This is a genomic window from Pseudoalteromonas prydzensis (assembly GCF_011050055.1).
Lineage (GTDB): Bacteria > Pseudomonadota > Gammaproteobacteria > Enterobacterales > Alteromonadaceae > Pseudoalteromonas > Pseudoalteromonas prydzensis_A.
In genome coordinates, this window is record NZ_DRGM01000048.1 from 18,574 (window position 1) to 38,982 (window position 20,409).

Annotated in this window: 17 protein-coding genes; all 17 read left to right on the top strand. The window is 38.8% G+C overall.

Annotated elements, in window-relative coordinates; all coding sequences use genetic code 11:
• Positions 1-7 precede the first annotated feature (7 nt).
• The gene (tssE, locus tag ENH88_RS04235) at positions 8-493 is read left to right on the top strand and encodes a type VI secretion system baseplate subunit TssE (protein WP_024594570.1); all 486 of its coding nucleotides are present in this window, start codon (positions 8-10) and stop codon (positions 491-493) included.
• Positions 490-2,316: a type VI secretion system baseplate subunit TssF gene (tssF, locus tag ENH88_RS04240; protein WP_304179849.1), complete on the top strand. Its 1,827-nt coding sequence runs from the start codon at positions 490-492 to the stop codon at positions 2,314-2,316. The genes tssE and tssF overlap by 4 nt, the downstream gene beginning before the upstream one ends.
• Positions 2,313-3,302, top strand: a complete 990-nt coding sequence (tssG, locus tag ENH88_RS04245) for a type VI secretion system baseplate subunit TssG (RefSeq protein ID WP_197184747.1) — start codon at positions 2,313-2,315, stop codon at positions 3,300-3,302. Before tssF ends, tssG begins: the two co-directional genes overlap by 4 nt.
• 22 nt (positions 3,303-3,324) lie before the next feature.
• Positions 3,325-5,928, top strand: coding sequence for a type VI secretion system ATPase TssH (tssH, locus tag ENH88_RS04250; RefSeq protein WP_197184748.1), 2,604 nt, complete (start codon positions 3,325-3,327; stop codon positions 5,926-5,928).
• Positions 5,929-6,178: 250 nt separating this feature from the next.
• Positions 6,179-6,658, top strand: coding sequence for an Hcp family type VI secretion system effector (locus ENH88_RS04255; RefSeq protein WP_024594574.1), 480 nt, complete (start codon positions 6,179-6,181; stop codon positions 6,656-6,658).
• A gap of 74 nt (positions 6,659-6,732) precedes the next feature.
• The gene (locus tag ENH88_RS04260; protein WP_024598498.1) at positions 6,733-8,610 is read left to right on the top strand and encodes a type VI secretion system Vgr family protein; all 1,878 of its coding nucleotides are present in this window, start codon (positions 6,733-6,735) and stop codon (positions 8,608-8,610) included.
• 7 nt (positions 8,611-8,617) lie between these two features.
• The gene (locus tag ENH88_RS04265) at positions 8,618-8,974 is read left to right on the top strand and encodes a hypothetical protein (RefSeq protein WP_024598499.1); all 357 of its coding nucleotides are present in this window, start codon (positions 8,618-8,620) and stop codon (positions 8,972-8,974) included.
• A 35-nt stretch (positions 8,975-9,009) separates the two neighbouring features.
• Positions 9,010-9,300: a PAAR domain-containing protein gene (locus ENH88_RS04270; protein ID WP_024595244.1), complete on the top strand. Its 291-nt coding sequence runs from the start codon at positions 9,010-9,012 to the stop codon at positions 9,298-9,300.
• Positions 9,301-9,302: 2 nt separating this feature from the next.
• Positions 9,303-10,331, top strand: a complete 1,029-nt coding sequence (locus ENH88_RS04275; RefSeq protein WP_165723399.1) for a hypothetical protein — start codon at positions 9,303-9,305, stop codon at positions 10,329-10,331.
• A complete protein-coding gene (locus ENH88_RS04280; protein ID WP_165723398.1) occupies positions 10,328-11,179 on the top strand; it encodes a hypothetical protein in 852 nt (283 codons plus the stop codon). The genes ENH88_RS04275 and ENH88_RS04280 overlap by 4 nt, the downstream gene beginning before the upstream one ends.
• Positions 11,179-15,996, top strand: coding sequence for an RHS repeat-associated core domain-containing protein (locus ENH88_RS04285; protein ID WP_304179874.1), 4,818 nt, complete (start codon positions 11,179-11,181; stop codon positions 15,994-15,996). Before ENH88_RS04280 ends, ENH88_RS04285 begins: the two co-directional genes overlap by 1 nt.
• Before the next feature lie 15 nt (positions 15,997-16,011).
• Positions 16,012-16,872: an immunity 49 family protein gene (locus ENH88_RS04290; protein ID WP_138586959.1), complete on the top strand. Its 861-nt coding sequence runs from the start codon at positions 16,012-16,014 to the stop codon at positions 16,870-16,872.
• Positions 16,873-16,904: 32 nt separating this feature from the next.
• Positions 16,905-17,402 carry a DUF6795 domain-containing protein gene (locus tag ENH88_RS04295; protein WP_304179883.1) on the top strand — a complete coding sequence of 166 codons (498 nt, stop codon included), beginning with the start codon at positions 16,905-16,907 and terminating at the stop codon, positions 17,400-17,402.
• A 14-nt stretch (positions 17,403-17,416) separates the two neighbouring features.
• Positions 17,417-18,589, top strand: a complete 1,173-nt coding sequence (locus tag ENH88_RS04300) for a lipase family protein (RefSeq protein WP_304179885.1) — start codon at positions 17,417-17,419, stop codon at positions 18,587-18,589.
• 118 nt (positions 18,590-18,707) lie between these two features.
• Positions 18,708-19,481, top strand: coding sequence for a ChaN family lipoprotein (locus ENH88_RS04305; protein WP_304179888.1), 774 nt, complete (start codon positions 18,708-18,710; stop codon positions 19,479-19,481).
• Positions 19,475-20,053 (top strand): hypothetical protein, encoded by a 579-nt coding sequence (locus ENH88_RS04310; protein WP_182716256.1) that lies wholly within the window; start codon positions 19,475-19,477, stop codon positions 20,051-20,053. The genes ENH88_RS04305 and ENH88_RS04310 overlap by 7 nt, the downstream gene beginning before the upstream one ends.
• A 71-nt stretch (positions 20,054-20,124) precedes the next feature.
• Positions 20,125-20,391 carry a hypothetical protein gene (locus tag ENH88_RS04315; RefSeq protein WP_197184755.1) on the top strand — a complete coding sequence of 89 codons (267 nt, stop codon included), beginning with the start codon at positions 20,125-20,127 and terminating at the stop codon, positions 20,389-20,391.
• The last annotated feature ends 18 nt before the right edge of the window (positions 20,392-20,409 follow it).

Consider the following 20,409-nt stretch of genomic DNA (forward strand, 5'->3'; position numbering starts at 1 on the left):
AGCAACCATGATAGAGCATAAACAACAGCTTCAAGCATCCATTATAGATAGGCTCATTGACGATGAGCCCGACTTCCAGGATGCGCCATCACGTACCGAAGGCATCACTATTAGTGAGCTTAGAAAAAACGTGCGCAGAGATATAGAAGCTTTGCTAAATGCTCGAATTCAATGGCATACATGGCCAACTCAATACACCGAGCTGGCTACTTCATGTTTGTCTTATGGTTTACCTGACTTTTCGAGTATGTCTGTAAGCTCTCACGAAGGGCGCGCATTACTGTGCGAAACCGTCAGAAATACAATTTTAAAATTTGAGCCACGGTTTCTTGAAGTTGAAGTGTTCACTGACGAAGAAGTACCTTTAAATAGAGTATTAAATTTAAGAATAAATGCGCTTTTATACGCCGATCCTGAGCCAGAATTTATTAGTTTTGATTCAGAAGTAGAGCCCGTGAACTTGGGTATGAAGATTATTGAGGCATCATTATGAACGATGAGTTATTGAAGTATTACAATCGTGAATTAGCATTTGTGCGTCATCTAGGTAAAGACTTTGCTGAAAAATATCCAAAAGTTGCAGGGCGTTTAAAGTTAAGTGAAGATCATATTGAAGACCCTCATGTCTCAAGATTAATAGAATCTTTTGCATTTTTAACTGCCAATATAAGGCAAAAGCTCGACGATAGTTTCCCGGAGTTAACGGATGCTTTGCTAGGGCAAATGCTACCAGATTACCAAGCGCCAATTCCATCAATGTCAGTTGTTAAGCTCGAAGCTGAGAACTTATCTACGGCAGGTGTGGTTATACCAAAGGCAAGTGAAGTAGAAACTAACGTTGACTCAATGAAGCAATGTAAATTTCAAACGTGTTATGAAACCTACCTTTGGCCTGTCGAAATAACAAATGTGCAATTTGATAATAGCCCATTTGTAGCGCCCAAGCCTCGCTGGCACGAAAAAGCAAAATCTATTTTCAAAATAGAATTAACAGGTGAGTATAAAGGGGTTTCGCTTGCAGAAACTGGCCTTGAAAAATTACGAATTTTTATAAATGGCCAATGGCATCATACACTTAAAGTTTACGAACTACTGTTCAAACATAGTATTGGTATTGCTATAAACAATGGCGATGAAGGTATTCGATATCTGTCAAAAAGCCAATTAAAAGCAGTGGGCTTTGATTCTAACGAAGCAGTGGTCCCTTATTCGCAGCGCTCATCTGCCGGATATCGTTTGCTCGTCGAAAACTTTACTTTTCCTGAGAAGTTTAGGTTTTTTGAGCTTGAAGGCATTCTTTCATCACTCCCTAAGCAATCTAATAAATGTAGTATTTATATTTACCTAGATACTGAATCTGCTGAGCTTGAAAAGCAAGTAGATAAAGATATGTTCTTATTAGGCTGTACACCAATAATAAACTTATTTGAACAAGAGCTTGAGCCAATACGACCTGAGATCAGTGAATATGAATATCAGTTAACACCACGTTATATGGACTCGGAAATATCAGAAGTAATTGGTATATCGGAAGTTATTGCATTTGACCATAAGGGCAATAAACAAATTGTTTCGCCTTTTTATGGTCAAACACATCCTAAATATCACGGACATGATGATTTGTTTTGGCATATTCGTCGAGAAACTGCCTCTTGGGCTGGCGGTTATGTAGAGTCAGGTACCGAAACATTTTTATCGCTAGTTGATGCTACTTTTGAAAACAGTGCTATGGAATATGGTGACGGAAACTCTGTACTTACTGTGCGCGCAAATTGTAGTAATCGTAACCTACCGGCAAGCATGCCATTTGGTGATGATGAACTTGGTTTATTAATGCCTGAGCGCGGCGATGTAATTAAAAAAATTAGATGTTTAACGCCATTTACTCATGCAGTGAGACCTATATTAGCTGATGCAACACGGTGGCAGTTAGTTAATCATTTAACGCTTGATACCTTTAGTGGTGAAGACGCATGTAATAAGCTTAAAGAAGTTTTACGTTTATACGATTTTAGAGCATCGCCACAAACTAAGGGTATGATAGATAATATTTATAGAGTGGTAATAGAGCCCTCAACAGCCCGTGTTATTCAAAAAGGTAAAGTAAGCTTTGCCACAGGCAGCGAAATAGAAATTACATTTGCTAACGATGATTTTTCTGGCAGCGGGATGTTTTTCTTTGCATCAATACTTGATCACTTTTTTGCTCAATTTGCAGCAATAAATAGCTACACACGTTTAAGCTTAAGGCTTAAAGAGCAAGAACAAATTTATTTTCAATGGCCTGCAAGAGTGGGTGACAGTCCATTATTATGATTAAGCAAATAATCTCACAAGCTTCTCAAATTGATTTTTATAAAGCTGTTTTCATAATTGAAAATCAGCTCAAAAAGCGCGGCTTAGATTATCGACATGTCGGTTACGACAGTAATCCAAAGCAAGAGTTGATTAAGTTTACAGCTACCCAAAAGTTTGGCTATCCAGGTAATGCAATTACCAAATTAGAAGAAATAGGTTTCGAAGACGGTATGCATAAAGTAAATATGCAGGTTTCTTTTATGGGGCTAACGGGTTGTTCAGGCGCTTTACCCCAGTTTTATAGCGAACTCGTGATGCAGCGTTTGCGCTATAAAGATACAACCATGCGTGACTTTTACGACATGTTTAATCATCGTTTAATCTCACTGTATTACCGTGCTTGGAAAAAATATAAACCATCGCTTAATCACGTAAATAAAGATAGAAACAGAGATCCTTATACACAAATACTGGGTCTATTAAGTGGTGGTTACAACGAACACCAACTGCATTTTTCGGGTTTATATAGCCGTAAAATTAGAAATGCATTTGATTTAAAAAATGTACTTTCGTCATACTTAGGCTGTGAAGTATCAATTAAACAAATGGTTGGCCAATGGCACGAGCTAAAAGAGCAAGAACAAACCCGTTTAGCAAGCCAAGCATTATATGAAGGCCAGCACGCCCGTTTAGGCGTTGATACCATGATTGGAAATAAAGTATGGGACGTATCTTCTAATATCGAAATTCACATAAAATCAGATGATCCAGATAAAGCAAAACAACTTTTGCCCAAAGGTCCGCTTTTCGAAATCGCGAATAAAATAACAAAAGACTATGTTGGAAATGCCATTAACTTTCGCTTAGTCATTGAGTCAAATTTTCAAAATTTAGGTGCCGCTAAACTTTCAAAAAATGAGTGTCAGTTAGGTGCCAATAGCTTCTTATCTGTACAAGATAACAAATTAAAATCTAACCCTACTAAGTTATCGTTTAAGGGATAATTAAAATTAAAAGGAAAAAAGTATGTCTTCGATGACACTGAATAAACTAGTTGAAAAACTGAGTCCTGATTGCAGAAAAAGCCTAGAAGGTGCTGTTGCTATATGTAATAGCCGCAGTCATTTCACGGTTGAACTTGAGCATTGGCTACTTTCAATGATTGAGCAGCAACTAGATGACGTTAGACTGATTTTTGGCTCATTCGATATAGATATTGATAAAGTTCAGCAGGATTTAAATCAATCATTAGAGTCGTTTAAAACGGGTAGTGAGTCATCTCCTAGTTTGTCAGTGCATGTAACCAGTCTCCTCAAGCAATCATGGTTAAGTACTAGTATTGAGTTTACAGATAATCAAATTCGTAGTGCATATGTTATTTATACCCTTACCAAAGACGATACATTATCCAGCTTAGTAACACGTTGTAGTAAGTTATTTAATAAAATAGAACCAGGTCAATTGCTTCATGCATGGCCTGAAATCGTTGCGCAATCTCAAGAGCGTAACCATTCAGTACAAAATGCGTCGACTCAGGCAAATGCTGGCTCTAAAACCCCAAGCTTAGATCAATTCACTGTTGATTTAACTGCCCAAGCACTCGCTGGAAAAATCGACCCTATTCTAGGTCGTGACTTCGAAATTCGCCAAATGGTTGACATTTTAACAAGGCGTCGTCAAAACAACCCAATTTTAACTGGTGAAGCAGGTGTAGGTAAAACAGCAGTTGTTGAAGGGCTCGCGTTAAGAATTGCTCAAAAAGATGTACCGGCTGTATTACAAAATGTAAAAATTCACAGTTTAGATTTAGCACTACTACAAGCTGGTGCGGGTATGAAAGGTGAATTCGAAAATCGCCTCAAATCGCTTATCAACGAAGTAAAAAATGCGGTAAATCCGGTTGTTTTGTTTATTGATGAAGCACATACCATGATTGGTAGCGGTGGTGCAGCGGGTCAAAATGATGCGGCAAACCTATTAAAGCCCGCTTTAGCACGTGGTGAATTACGCACAATAGCGGCGACTACTTGGGCTGAATACAAAAAGTTTTTTGAGAAAGACGCTGCATTAACGCGCCGATTCCAAGTTGTAAAAGTTGAAGAGCCAACGCCCGAAAAAGCCGTAGCTATGTTACGTGGCTTAGTGCCGGTAATGGAAAAGCATCACAAGGTGTTTATCTCTGAGCAAGCACTTGAAGGCGCAGTGCATTTATCTCATCGTTATATTACGGCTAGACAATTGCCAGACAAAGCTGTGGCGCTATTAGATACAGCTTGTGCACGTGTTGCAATGAGCCAAGCATCTACTCCAAATACTATTGAGCAGCTTGTAAATCGCTTAAGCGAAATAGAAACACAAGTAAAAATGCTTAATAGAGAACAAAAAACAGGTTTAGATCACGCAGAGCAGTTAGACACTTTAAAAGCAGAGCTTATTACAATTGAAGAGCAATTAGAGCCTTTAAAAGCGCAATTTAAAACTGAAAAAGAAATAGTCGCTGAGCTTAATCAAGCGTTAGAGCTTATTAACTCACAAGATGAAGAGTCATCTCAAGAAGTACTCAATAAGCTTAGAGCTAGTAAAGAAAAACTAGCCGCTTTTGAACATAATATGGTGCATTGGCAAGTCAACGAGGAGCTAATTGCACAAGTTATTTCAGATTGGACGGGTATTCCTGTTGGTAAAATGCATGAAGATGAAATTCATGGGATTTTAAATTTAGCCACACAAATGAAGCAACGCGTTGTAGGGCAAGACCATTCTCTTGATTTAATAGCTAAAGTTGTTCAAACATCGCGTGCTCAGCTAGCAGATGAAAGCCGCCCTAATGGTATATTTATGTTAGCTGGGCCGAGCGGTGTAGGTAAAACCGAAACAGCTCTATCACTTGCTCAAGAAGTATATGGCAGTGAAGACAACGTTACCGTAATTAATATGTCTGAGTTCAAAGAAGAACATAAAGTGTCTTTATTACTTGGCTCACCCCCAGGATACGTAGGTTACGGTGAAGGTGGCATATTAACCGAAGCGGTAAGAAGAAAACCATACAGTGTTGTACTTTTAGATGAAATGGAAAAAGCCCATCCCGGTGTGCAAGATATTTTCTATCAAGTGTTTGATAAAGGTACAATTAAAGACGGTGAAGGCCGCGATATCGATTTTAAGAATACAATTATAATTATGACCTCAAACGTGGGTACAGACACCACAATGAGTTTATTTGAAGACGAAGAAAGTAAACCGAGTATTAAGGGTTTATTAAAGGCATTACAAGATGATTTACTCGCGTCATTTAAACCTGCGTTTTTAGGGCGTATTAATGTAATACCTTATATACCGTTAAGTGATGATATTCTTACTGAAATTGCAGCTATTCAAATAAACAAAATAATTAAACGAGTTAAAAAGCACTACAATGCAGAGCTAACTTATAATAATGATGTAATTGAGTATATTATTGCTAATTGTCAAAATGCAGGCTCAGGCGCACGTAATATTCACACTATACTGCAAAACAGAGTGCTGCCATTATTGTCTGAAGTTTTACTTTCTAGCATGATTGAAGACAAAGAAATTAATAGTATATCGTTATTAATAAAAGATAATGAATTTGAACTAGAGCTGAATTAAAGATTAATTAAAGTTAATTTGAAATAACTTGTTATTAAGGTTGTTTCTTTAGTTTGAGGGCATTATAATTTTGGTGCCTGATATCACTACATGGAATTTTTGAGACATTGTCTTCATCTAAGGAAAGGAATCAGAAGGCCTTTTCATTGCTGTATTAAAGATAATGGTTTCAAAGGAATTTTGGTATAAACCAAAGTAAAGAATCCAGTATTAATGGATAACATTGTTTAATAAAAAGGAGCATTATCGAATGCAAGCAAATACATATTTAAAATACGGTTCAATCAAAGGCGAAACTACTGCTGAGTCTTTCAAAGATTTAATTACAGTTTTATCTCTTGATTGGAATGTAAGTCGTGAAATTAGCTCAGCTACTGGTACAGCGATGGACCGTGAGTCAAGCTCTACTCGTTTAGGCGATGTAACAATCACTAAACTTCAAGATAAAGCATCTCCGGATCTTTTCAAAGAAGCGACAATCGGTAAAGGTTTACCAGCTGTTTTCCATATCACTAAACAAGGTGATAAAGTTGAAGAAATCATGAAAATCGAACTTACAGATGCAATGATTTCTAGCTACTCAGTATCAGTACAAAACGATCGTCCGATCGAAACAATCACTATCAGCTACACAGAAATGATGATGACTGTTACTCCAACAGACGACAAAAATAACATTACTGCTCCACTTGTATACGGTTACAGCGGTGTTAAAGGTCAACAAATGTAATATTTGTTACCTTCATAATGGCTCTGGGCATTGCTCAGAGCTTTTTTTGATCTTTAGGACGGGAAAAGCAAGGAATGCAAAAAGCAACACAAGATAAAAACGTAATTCAAATAAGCACCCCTGCTGGTAAAGATGCCCTCTATTTAACTCGTTTTGTTGCCCAGGAGGCAATGTCTGATTTATTTGTTATGTCTGCCAATATGTACACCATTGGAAAACAAATAGCACACGAAGATTTAGTTGGTAAACCTGTATCTATTAAAGTAAAGAATGCAGATGGCGGTGGTGAGCGTTACTACCACGGCATAGTCAGTCACTTGGTTTCAAACGGAAGCCGTACAGCAGATGTAGACGAACAAAAGAACTATATCGACTATCAAGCCACCATAGTTCCTTTTGCAGCTTCTATGCGCAACCGTAAAAACAGCCGCATCTTTCAAAAGAAAACAATTAAAGAAATATTTGCTGATTTATTTGGCCAACACAATGTTGCCTTTAGCGATAAAACAAGTAAGACCTATCCTAAGTACGAATATTGCGTTCAGTACCAAGAGTCCGATTTTGATTTTATTCAGCGCCTATTTCAACAAGAAGGTATTTTTTACTTTTTTGAACACTCAAACAGTAGCCATACGCTTGTTTTAGCTGATGATATAACAGCCTATGAGGTGTGTGGTGAAGGTAAGGTTGTATTTTCAACTGGTCACTTAAGCGAATCGCATGTGTCGCGTTGGCAAGGTGGTTTAAGTATAGCCCCAGGTAGCTTCAAGCGTGTTGGTTATGATTTTAAACAGCCATCTCGATATCCTGATGGCGAGCAAGCAAACCCTGAACTTCCTACGCAGTCGGTCTCTGAGATTTTTGAATACACGGGCGAGCAAGAGTGCCACCCGCGTGCTGCTAATTTAGCGTCAGTACAATTAGAATCACTACAAAGAGACATGAAGCTTTCGAGTGGCCGCAGTGACTGTCGCTCATTTACGGTTGGTAAATTATTTAGTTTTAAAAAGCACGAAGACCCACGTCTTGAAGGTAAAACATTTGTTATTACCTCTATGATGACTTCAATTACAGTACCCAACCAATCAGGTTCGCAGCAGTCATCGCTAGAAGAAGTTTATTCAAACCACTTTGAATGTGTACCAAAAGAAATTCCTTACAGAGCCCAAATTAATAAGAAAAAACCTGTAATTAACGGTGTGCAAACAGCCATTGTAACCGGTGATAGCGCCGATGAAATAATGATTGACCAATTTGGACGCGTAAAAGTACAGTTTGATTGGGATCGTGAAGGTAAAAAAGATTCAAAAAGCTCATGTTGGATCCGCGTATCGCAAAATTGGGCAGGTAAAAAATGGGGCGCTTTTTTCTTCCCACGAGTTGGCCAAGAAGTCTTGGTTGATTTTATAAATGGCGACCCTGATCAACCCATAATAAGTGGGGCAGTGTATAACGCAGACTTAATGCCTCCGTACGCATTGCCTGCTGAAAAGACACAAAGCGGTATAAAAACCCGCTCTACAAAAGAAGGCGGGGCTGATAATTTTAACGAGCTTAGATTTGAAGATAAAAAAGGCAGCGAGCTTTTATATATTCAGGCAGAAAAAGACAAACAGCTATACGTTAAAAACGATCAAAATGACAAAACAGACAATGACCATAATGTTGAGATTGGCAACGACAGAAAAGTAGATATTGCTAACAACGACAGCCTTAAAGTTGCTAAAAATCGTATTGCCGAAATGGGCGACAACGATACTTTAAAAGTTGGTAAAACATTAAATATAGAAGCTGGTGATGAAATTATTATTAAAACAGGTTCAGCACAAATTAAAATGAGCAGTAGTGGTAATATAACTATCGAAGGTACTAATATAGATATTAAAGGTAGTAATGTTAAAGTTGACGGCAGTGCTATAACTTTATCAGCCGGAATAATTAAATTAAATTAGTGCAAATATGGAAATAATAAACAGTTATTACACAGGGCTAAGAAACGGGATTAATAATAACGGATATGTTGTATATTGCCGTTATGGGTTGGCATATTTAATATGCTTACCAATTAATAGACCCGACGATCCATTGCTAAATCCAGCATTGAGTCACTTAAAAGCAATGAATGGTTATTACGCTAGCCAGTTTTTAAATAATTTACACCCAGCATTAAATAGTGAAGATATTGTGTCGGGATTATATCAATATGCTATGCAAAGCCCAGTTGCACTTTCAGATTACTCTCAAAGTGAATTAATAGAGTGTTTATCGCTTTTAGTGGCGCACAGTAAGTTATTAATAATCCCTTTATTTGATTAGTTTATTATAAAAATATAAACAGACAAGGAGTCTTTATGGGTAAGCCCGCAGCTACAATTGGTCACATGCATGTGTGCCCTAAAACAACCGGCACAGTGCCGCATGTAGGCGGCCCTGTAGTTATTGGCTCAACTAATGTGTTAATTGGTGGTATGCCCGCTGCGCGTAAAGGCGACATGATGGTGTGTATTGGCCCACCAGATAGTATTAAATCGGGTTCTGGCTCGGTTAAAATTAACGGTAAGCCTGCAGCTAGAATGGGTGATGACAGCTCCCATGGCGGTAAAATTGTTGTTGGCAACCCTACAGTATTAATAGGTGGCTAACCTTGCTATCTACATACCTAAGTAATCATAAAGCGCAACTGCTAGCAATTAGTGAAGCACAATATTGCCCTTTTACATGCGTAGGTTTTATTAAAACGCTTAAAACAAAGCTATTAGAAGCATGTTGGTTAACGGCTAAAAAAAATAACGTAACACAAAAATTTAGCCAGCCAGATCTAGTGCAATTAATCACTTTTTTACAAAGTGACCCCAATATTGATTCCGCTGCACAAGCATGCGTTGAGGTAATGGCTAATTTGCCTCAAAACATTAACTTAGCGTTTATTAACGCTTTAATGAACGAGCCTACCTTACATAGCCTAACTAAATTAATTATTTATAAAGTTTTGTTACAACAGCATAGCTTGAATTTAATCGCTTATATTGACTTAAAAACTTTGTGCTTTGCATTAACCACTGACAAAGAGTCACTTGAGCATTTACAGCCAGCGTTGGAGCAAAATTTATTAATAAGTAGCCAAGCCAAAAATACCGAAGTAATAAATACGTTTAAACACTTATGCAATGCTGGGCTTATTAATTCTCCGTTAATGTCGCTTTTTTTATTATCACTCAGTTGGGAACAGGTGAATGTAGTTGGCAACCATGCAAGCAACATTTTAACGGTTGACCAAACCATGCAGGTATTACTGCAAAGTAGCTTTGCAAAATTAATTCCATTAGCTAATACTTTTTTAAATAAAGTTGAAGAACCACATACCATTATTGCTTTAATAAGACGCTTGCTTGGCGATAAGCTTGATTTATTGGTGAGTTTTGAGACGCAATTACATGCGTGGCAAGGTGATGCGCTATCGTGCAGTGAATTTAAGCGCCAGTTACAAACTAACTGGCCAAAGTACGAAAGTGAGCTTTCACCTTTGCGCTTAATAGCTGGAAAGGCATTAAATATTAAGTTAAATGCGATAGAAATGTCTGCTATGGATAGCTATAGCCAAGCTGTATTTAACTTATATAACTACTACCAACACGCTACTGCTAAAAAGTTAGCTGCGGAGGCCGTGTTGTGAGTGCTTTTAATATTAATATGGGGTGTTTTTTAGCGCCATTTTCACAAGACATAGATGAGCTTTTATACGGCGAAGAGTCTGCATCAAATGAGTTTAAAGAATGGCAATCGTGGAATGCATGCATTTACGATTGCATATTAAAAGCAAAAGAATTATTTGCAAAAGTTGAAGACTTACAAGCGCCTTTAGTTTGGTTGCTTCCTGCGCTTGAATACCAAGGCGAGCTTAAGCAACTTTTGGCAAATAGTTTAAAACAGTTATTTCCACAGCATGTAAGTCATATTTTGTTTTATGGTGCTACAGGCGCTAATGCAATGATTGAACTTGTGCAAAAAAATCAGTGGAAAAAGGTTAACGTACTTGCAGTAGATGCAACATACAAAGTAAATATAAACGGTGAATATACTTATCAAGGTGTTGGAGGTGCATTTGCAACTGTTACAGCGGTTAAAACTGGTTGGATGCAACAAAGCCACGAACTGGCTCCATCTGTAGATTTTATAAAACATAACCAATTAAGTGGGATTTTTTCTAACATTGCGCTTAATAGTAAAAAACAAATAGATTTTATATGTGCGCCAGGTAATGGCGTAAACCACGAAAGCGATGTGTGGTTAACAAATTTACAATTGCTCAGTAATTTAATTAGTGAGCATACACATTATGAATTACCTAATTACAAATTAGGTAAAATTGGTGCGCTTGAAGGACTCGTCAATTTATATCAATTGACCTCAAGCCCGGCTATTGTAAATCACTTTAAACACGCGTTAGTGATTTCTCAAGAACAATCAAAATACCAGGCCGCAGCATCATACTTATGGATAAGTGAGGAAGTACACAACTAATGCAAAGTAATACAGTTGTTTTACAAGGAACAAGTTACCCCATTTGCCTCGTTGCTGGTAAAGGCCAAACGCCCTCTGGCTATGCACCTGCAGTAGCAAACACGGCACAAAGTGCTAAACAGCAAATAGCTGAAATTGGTGGTGCGCTAACTGGCGATGCTGCCAAACGCCTCGACGTAATTAACTTATTAAATAGCGCTGGCGTTAGCTGCCCACGCAGCGCCTCTGCCCGCGAAACCGCAAGTGCACTTACCCAAGCTTTAATAGCTGGCGCTGTAACGTGTTATCACCAAAAAGCAAAGCCATCTATTCAAGTTAGTGATAACACCAATAGTGGAGCAGCTGGCAAAAAGTCGAGCAAAAAATCAAGCTCAACAGCATCAGGGAAAAGCGCATCGCAAGCACCCGCTAAAAACACTGGCGGTGCAAGTAATAACACCGCAAGCGAAGAGCCCATTACAAATCAAGAGTGCCGTTCAGATCCGGTATCAATGCTGTCGGGCGAAGAAATTCTCCCGCTCATCGACTTTACCCTAGCAGGGAGTCGGCAATTAGTGTGGCGACGTTTGTATCGCTCATCTCATGCTGATGTGTGTACAACAATGGGTAATGGTTGGCGCCATGACTTTATGGCAAGCCTTACAGAGCATTACTTGCCACCGCCAAAAGTGGGCCCTAAGCAAAAAGGGACTTACTGGTTAGAGTACCAAGACGAGCACGGCGCTAAACATAAATTTGAAAAGGTAAAGCCTGGCCAATCGAGCTATCAGTTAAGTAGTAACCTTGCGCTACATTACCAAACAAATGGTAAGCAAGTACTTGTAACGCCAGATGACCAACACCTTACCTTTAAACCAGGTGAAAGCGCGTGGTTGCTTGAAAAAATAATTAACGAAAAAGGCCAAAGCATCGCGTTTTATTACGATGCAAAAGAGCGCCTACACCGTATAGAAGTAAACAAAGTACGTGGCTGTATAATTAGCTACAACGCGCAAGGTTTATTAAGCAAAATAGCAGCGTATTGCACCGATAAAAACAACAAACAGCAATTGCTATCGCCATTGCTTGCAAGCTATGAGTACGACGAAAACAAAAATCTTGTTGAGTCTACTAATCAGCAAAACGAAACTGAACGTTACGCCTACAACGCCGCTAATTTATTAACAAAGCGTACCCGAGCCAGTGGCTTTAGCCATCATTTTGAGTGGGATAGCTACTCATCTAGCGCTAAATGTATAAAGCAGTGGGGCGATAACAACACCTATACCTACCAGTTTGAATACAACCTTGAGCGCGGTGAAACAACCTGTATAGACTCTCGAGGCCACAAAGAGCACTTTGTACATAACGCACAAGGTAAATTGGTAAAACATACCGACCCTAACGGCAATGTTTGGCAATATACATACAATGCACAAGGCCAAAAGCTCAGTGAAATAAAGCCCGATAGCAGCATAACGCGCTATAGCTACACACCTTTCGGCCAATTAGAAACAATAATGCAGCCAGATGGTAGCCAAACCCATTTTGCTTACAACCAACTTGGGCAACGTGTATTAACTACCTTACCTGATGGCCAAACCATTACGCGTAAATACAGTGTGGCTGGCTTATTACAAAGCGAAACCTTTGGTGACGGCCGCACTACGTTATACAGCTACGATAAGCTCGGCCAGTTAACCCAGCATATTAATAAAAACGGCCAAATCACCAAGTTTATTTGGAACGAGCAAGGCGAGCTGTTAGCTAAGCACCATAACGATGAGCTAATACGTTACAGCTACGACAGCTTAGGCCGCGTAAATGCCACACTTAATAACGCAGGCTTACTCACTCAATATAAATACAATGAGCACGGCCAGCTTACACAAACCATTGCCTTTGATGAAAACGAGCCTGAAAATAAACAGCATCAATATTTTAGCTACGACGAAGCAGGGCGATTAATTAGCTCGCAAAACAGCAAAGGCGATACCACAGAGCAACATTTTGAAGGGCTAAGCCAACCGCATTGTGTTATTCAGCCCGATGGCAGCGCACTGCATTTAACATACGACAAAGAGCGGAACTTAACAGCCATAGAGCGAAGCGACGGCCATGTATACCGGATAAGTTACGACGCGAACGAAAACCCAACACAAATAACCGGGTTTGATGGCACGCTACAGCAATATAAATACGATGCCTGTAACCGCTTAGCTTCAGTAACGCAAAGCAACAAACGCCATGTAAAAATAGAGCGCGACAGCCTTGGCCGTGTAACTGCGCAGCATGCAAGCCTTGCAAGCGACTCACATATAATTAATAACGCCAATTACTACAGCTACACAAAGCAAGGTAGAATAGCGCGCGCACATAATGCGCAATCAACACTTAAACAAACGTTTGATAAAGGCGGCAGGCTACTGTGCGCCGAGCAAGTTAATAACCAGCAACAAGCGCATACCTTAAAATACAGTTACGACGAGTACGGCAGAAGGCAAACGCTTACGCTGCCAGACTCAACCACGCTTAAATACAGCTACAACCAGTTTGGCCAGCTAAGTGGCATTAACTTACTGCAAACCAACAGCAAAGAGGTAGAACTTGCAAAGCCGCTTGTAACATTAAGCTACGACAGCCAAGGTAATATTAAAGCCCAACAGTTTGGTAACAGCATAACCCTTACTCAACAGTTTGATGTATTCAACCGTTTAATGCAGCAACAGCTCACGCACCCAGCACAAACATTATTTGATACCTGTACGTACAACTACGACAGTGTAAATCAGCTTATAGCCCGTAAAAACGAAGGCGTAAGCAGCCAAAACATCAATTTTGAATACAACAGCCTAGGGCTGTTAATACAACAAACACTGGCAAGCTCACGTGCTGATACAACCACACACTACCAGTGGGATAGCTTTGGTAACCCGCAAAGCCAAACAGTAAAATCAAACACAAGCGATGCAGACACTAAAGATACAAGCCCGTGTGATAAAGAAACTAGCGATACAGCTAACGGCGAGCAGGGTATAAAACATGATACAGCCAGTAACGAGCATACAGCCAGCTCTTCTATTGATTTAACACGCGCCACGCATAGCGAATACAATGAGTTAGCGCCAAATAGTAGTGAAAGTAGTAGTAAAAATAGTAGCAACGCTGACTCAGTAGCAAACAATGAAAATACTAACAACACCACAATAAACAGTGCCACCGACACAGACCGCCTAACACAATTTGGCGATAGCGACTTTTACTACGACGAGTTTGGTAACCAAATACGCGAAACCGGCAAAGGCATAAAAACCCGTCGGGAGTACAACGCGTTTAACCAGCTAAGCTGTTTTAATAATAACGGCACGCTCACGCAATACGACTACGACCCATTAGGTCGTCGTATCGCCAAGCACACCGAGCACGGTAAAATTGACTACATTTGGGATAACGACCAGTTAATCGGCGAATGCCAGCACGGTGAATATACGTGGTATATCAACCTGCCAAACCAATTTCACCCTGTCGCGCTGATTAAACAAGGTGAGGTGTATTACTACCACTTAGACCAGCTTAACACCCCGCGTTTTGTAACCAACAACAAAGCAGAAGTCGTATGGGAAAACCAAGCCGATGTGTATGGCTATGAGGAGCCAGAAGCCGAGTCTGACTTTAATAAAGAAAGCAGCTTCACTCAGCCAATACGTTTTCAAGGGCAGTATTTAGACGAAGAGAGCGGCCTGCATTACAACCGCTACCGCTACTACAGCCCCAAACAACAACGCTTTATAAACCAAGATCCGATTGGCCTTGTGGGTGGAATTAACCATTATCAATATGCACCAAACCCGGTTAACTGGGTTGATCCAATGGGGTTGTTGTGTAAAGAGGGTGTGAAAAAGCTTTCTAAGATGATAGGCGACATCGTTGACCCAGCAACAAAAGCCAAAATATTAAAAATTGCTGAAGACAGTTCTCCAGCAGATGCCAGAACGGGTAATATTAAAGTAACAAGACCTAATGGTGAAAACAGATTAGAGCATGAATACAGTATCGAATCTATGGATGTTGATAACGGTAAAATTACTTTAACACGAGAAGTAGGCGATAAAGTGATTGAAACTACGATGAGCATTGAACAGTTTGTTGGTGGGCATGTTATTGATGGCAAAGTGGTAAATGAAGAATGGTCTCGTGAAACAGGAACGTTGACTGAGAATGAGTTAAAACTCAACAAAGCAACTAAAAAGGCAGGCAGTAAACGGACTGTTTCTTCTCTTCCTGTAATGTTGAAAGAGAATGTGGATACTCGTGATGCGGAAATGCTCGAGCGAGATAAGCATAAGGCAAAAACTTCACCAGAAGAAACAAAACGTTATAACGACCAAATACCAAAAATTAACAATGAATCAGCCAAAATTGGTGAAAAGGCTGCTGATGCAGCGATTAAAATACAATACCCTGGTTATACTCGTATTCACCCAACGAGCTTAGATAGTTCTACATCGGTAAAGGGTAACTTTGATATGGTTTATAAAAATGCTGATGGTGATGTCATTATTGTTGAAGCCAAGGGGGGCAGTAGCCCATTAGGTAAAATGAAAATTGGTAAAGAATATTATCAGCAAGGCACAACGAAGTATGCAGAAGCCATTACTAAAAACATGGCTAAAGCTTCACCAAATACAACAGATAAGAAAGCGGCTAATGCAATCGAAGTAGCTATAGAGAGCGACAACATAAAATATTTACATATTAAAACTCCTATTACTAAAACTGACGGTGGTTCTATAGTTGGTGAAGTGGAAATTTCAGAGTTTGATATCGAATTATTATAATTAGTAGGTTAATAAATGAAAATTGAAAGAGCATATAAGCCTAATTTAAAACAAGTGTCTGTAGATGAATGGTTAGAACCTCTACAGAAAAGAAGAAAAAAGATTTCAGAAAATCTGATTAAGAAAAAAGGTAACTTAATAAGGTTCTCTGAGCTTTATATTAATATATCCAGCTGGCTTACTTGGGAAGTTCAAACTCCCGAGATAGAAAAAGAGTCAGCAACAGGGCTACGTTATGCGTCTAAGATGTACGCAGCGTTCCTCAAACTTGCAGAGCAGCCAGAGCAAGAGCAAACCTTTAAAATATATAATTTACCTGAAGTAACGTGGAATGGTAAAGGTATGTTAGAAGCTGGTTATGCAGCTCCATCAGAATGGATTGATGCCTATTTTTTAGCGGTGATTACTCGCGATACTAAAAGTATGGATAGCTTGGCAAATTTTCCTATAGAAACTATGAAACAAAGTGCTACACAAGCTGATCCTGTTTTATACAGTGTGGTTGAAGTATTTCAAGCTTACCATAATCGTCTCCCTGATTTTCCTATGTTGTTAAATAATACAATGGAAGAGTTACTTTCAGATGGAGATGACTGGTCAATATATATAGGTATGGGATATTTAGAAACTTTTGGTGCATTAATGCCAGCAACTTTTGATATTGGTTGTAATTTTAATGAAGCACTGGCTAAAAACCTGCAAGCGCAAGAACGCTACCACATTAATGAGGCGGGTCCAGATCATGCCCCTGTAGATTCATTCTTGCCCCTACAATTGTTAGGTATGGCATGCATGTGGCACGATATGGGTAATGAGGTAACGGTTGAAAGTGATTCACTTCCTCGTTTTTTAATTAATGGAACTTATTTTAAATAATTAGAAATATAGGTAAGGAGGCTCAAACCACTATGTTTGGTTTAATAAAAAAATATGACGTACACATGTGCTCTGAAGTGAAAGGGATTATTACTTTAAACGGCAACCCTGTTGAAGGTGTTTTAATTAATCGCAGCCTCAAATTTGCACATAAAATTGAAAAAGAAGATCAGGTCATTACAGCTTCCGATGGCACCTTTAATATGCCAGAAGTTGTTGTTGAGTCAAAAATACCCGGTGATATGTTCTCCCATGAAGTTACTTATCAACTTATTACTGCAGTTCATGGCGGTGAAGAATATGAGCTTTGGAATAGTGAGCTACGTGGTATTGATGAACCCGATGAGTATAAGCAAAAGCTAAGCAGTCTAAACGCTGATTTAGTATCACCTAATGTGGATTTTATATTTCCTAACCATGCTCATGAAAATTTAGATTTTTATGGCTCGACTATTTGTAGATGGGAAAGTGACTTTGAAATCTATGAAACTGAAGACGACGATACGGATTACTTTAAAGATTTTAAATAATAAAAGGATTTTACATGAAAATTTTATCTCCTAGCATAGCGGCACAGCTGGCTGATTTTGCGTACAAAAGCATTGCGGTTTCGGCGGCTGGTGATCAGTCAAAAAAAATAAAGTCGAACCCAATCATTAGTAAGCACTTTGCATTTGATTCAAAAACATCAACACTAACAGGTGTAAGTGGCACAACAGCAGAGCATGTATTGAACCAATCTACTGGTTTTGGCTTTTTTGGTGTAGGCAAAGGTACCGGTAACCATGCGGGCGAGATTGTTATAGCAATACGGGGTACTGCTGGGCTTGCTGATGCGTTAACAGATTTACACTGTGGTGTTACCGTTGGCCCAAATTTAGCTCCGGTACATTCTGGATTTAATCGTACTTTTGAAACTATTAAACCGCAACTAGCAGCAATATTGAGTAAGGCAGGTGGGCGCCCTGTTCACTGTATTGGCCATAGCCTTGGTGGTGCTTTAGCAACGTTAGCAGCAAATTGGATTAAAGCTCAATATAAGGTGCCTGTAAAACTTTATACTTTTGGATCTCCAAGGGTGGGTCTTAACCCTTTTGCAATTAAAACAGAAACAAGATTAGATGGCATTTATAGGGCTGTTCATCGTAGCGACCCTGTAGCTATGGTTCCTGTTTGGCCGTTTGTACATGCGGGGAACGAATATAGGCTAAGTACGTGTGTTTCATTAACGGGGGCGGCGCATAAAATGGCAGGTAATGCACCTGGTTATATTAATACTGCAGCTAGTTACCCTGACTATAAAAGTATGCAGAAAGGCTCGATATCTAACTTAACGATGACACGTCTGAAGTACTATAACCGCCATCATGCTTCTTTTAATGCACATTGGTCTGAAAAAATCACAAGTGCCCTTATCACTTTATTACGTGAGAGCGGTAAGTTAGCAAGTATTATGGGTCAAATAGGCACATCAGGTGTTTTAACTATTTATGACTTATTAGCTCGGTCAATTGTAGAGATTTCTCAAATGTCGATTAAGTTTGCTGAGGATAGTAAAGGGCTAATTGGGCATATACTTAACTTTGTAGGAAAGCCATTTGTTGCCGTTGATATAACTTATGCAGGTGTAAAAAAAGCTTTAACTTGGATGTTAGAAAAACTTAAAACACTAGTAATTGCTGCGGTAAAAGTTTCACCTCATATCGCACTTGGTTAGTAATTAAATTAAGGCTCAGGTAACTACTGAGCCATTTTTTAATAAACGAGTAACAGTTAGTAAATGTAAAATATCTAGTTTAAAAGCTCTTCGAAGTTATTAAACATAAGGAAATACAGTGAATAAAATAAACACGGATGTAAATTATAAAACAATGGCCAGTAATGCACGCTTAGTGATGCTTGGTGAATCAAGCCATAGCACTGCCGGATATAAGTATGAAGCAATAAAGGCAATCAAACAGCTAAAAGCTGCTGGTTTCACGCATTTTGCAATCGAAATGCTACCAAGAGCTATGCAGGAAAAAATAGACTTTTATCAACGCACAGGTAAAGGCTTTAATGTTATACAGCAGTATTTTAATAAATATTGGACCCATGGCTATTTAACACCTCATGCTTATGGTGAACTTGTTAAGGCTGCGCGCGATATTGGAATGAAAATAGTCGCGCTCGACGTGTTAGTCGAAACAATGGATATAATGGATAGTGTATGTTCTTCGGATAAGGGTATAGGAGGCGACTGCTTTGATACTCATACTTATAGAAACGCACTTTGGGCAGTTAATTTAGCTACTATATTAAACCGTTCAAGTCAGAATAGAGTTGTTGCTTTTATGCATCGCTTTCATGCTGTATTAAATGCAGCAGACCAGCCTGGTGTTGATGTATTTCTTAAAGATCACAATATTTTCAATGTACGCTTTATCGACTTTATTGGAGGGTTAAGTTGCATAAGTGATAGACGTTGCTCAGGTGACTCAAATCAGGATAAATCCCTAAAAGAGCTTTATTTTTATCGAGAAGGCTACCCGTACGAATCATCTGTTAAATCCTTTCAAGTGCATATACCTGAAAAACGTGTAAATAGTGATGGTTCACTACAATGGTAAAAATAATATCATTAATTATCTTTACGTGGGGTGTTGTATTTTCTTCTGTTTCGAGAGCATCGCTTTTTCCTAATATAGATATTAACTCCCCTAACCTAACTGTAGAAAAAGCCGCAAAGCAATGCCAAAAAAGCTTAATGCATGCACCTGAACAATTAGAAGCATGGTGTGAAAAAGCTTATAGTCTTGGAGATTGGGAGGCTTTGTATTACATAGGTGTGCACACCGGAGATGGTAATCGTTATTTGGAGGAACTTAATTCTCGTATTGCAAATAACGAGTATAGTGCTTTAAAAAAACTTGCTTGGATATACCGAAGTGGCCACTTCGTAAAAAAGGATTTAAGAGAATCTGCACGATTATATGAATTGTATTTACTGCATGATAATGAAATAAACTTTCAAACTGTTTCGGCACATTTTGAACTATCCACTATTTACCAAAGACTTGGTATGTGGAATAAAGTGATTACCCATACTGATTACGTTATAAATTATGCAAATAGAGCTGATTGGGTGCATCGCGCTAAATATATACAAAAGCAAGCCAAAGCCTCGTTAGCTGAAAATTAAACTTTAAATGTATTTACCTATAAATATAAAGGGAGCTATAAACGCCTAAACTAAAGCGCTATAGAAATGATATGGAACAACAAAACCAACAAACACTAACTAACCTTGTTTACGATATTTACGAAGACCCAACTTTAATAGAAGAGCATCAAGTGCTTATAAAACCTTTACTGAGCGATTTAGTTGCCACTGCGCCAGCTGGGTTTGAGGGTATGGCGACGATGATTAATACTCATATTTCTAATGGGTTTAAATTCAAAAATCCTAAAATACAAAAATTTGAACTTGAGTCGGGGCTTTTAAAACTTAAAACGTATTTTCAAAAAATAAACCTGTAATACCGTTCATAATTACTC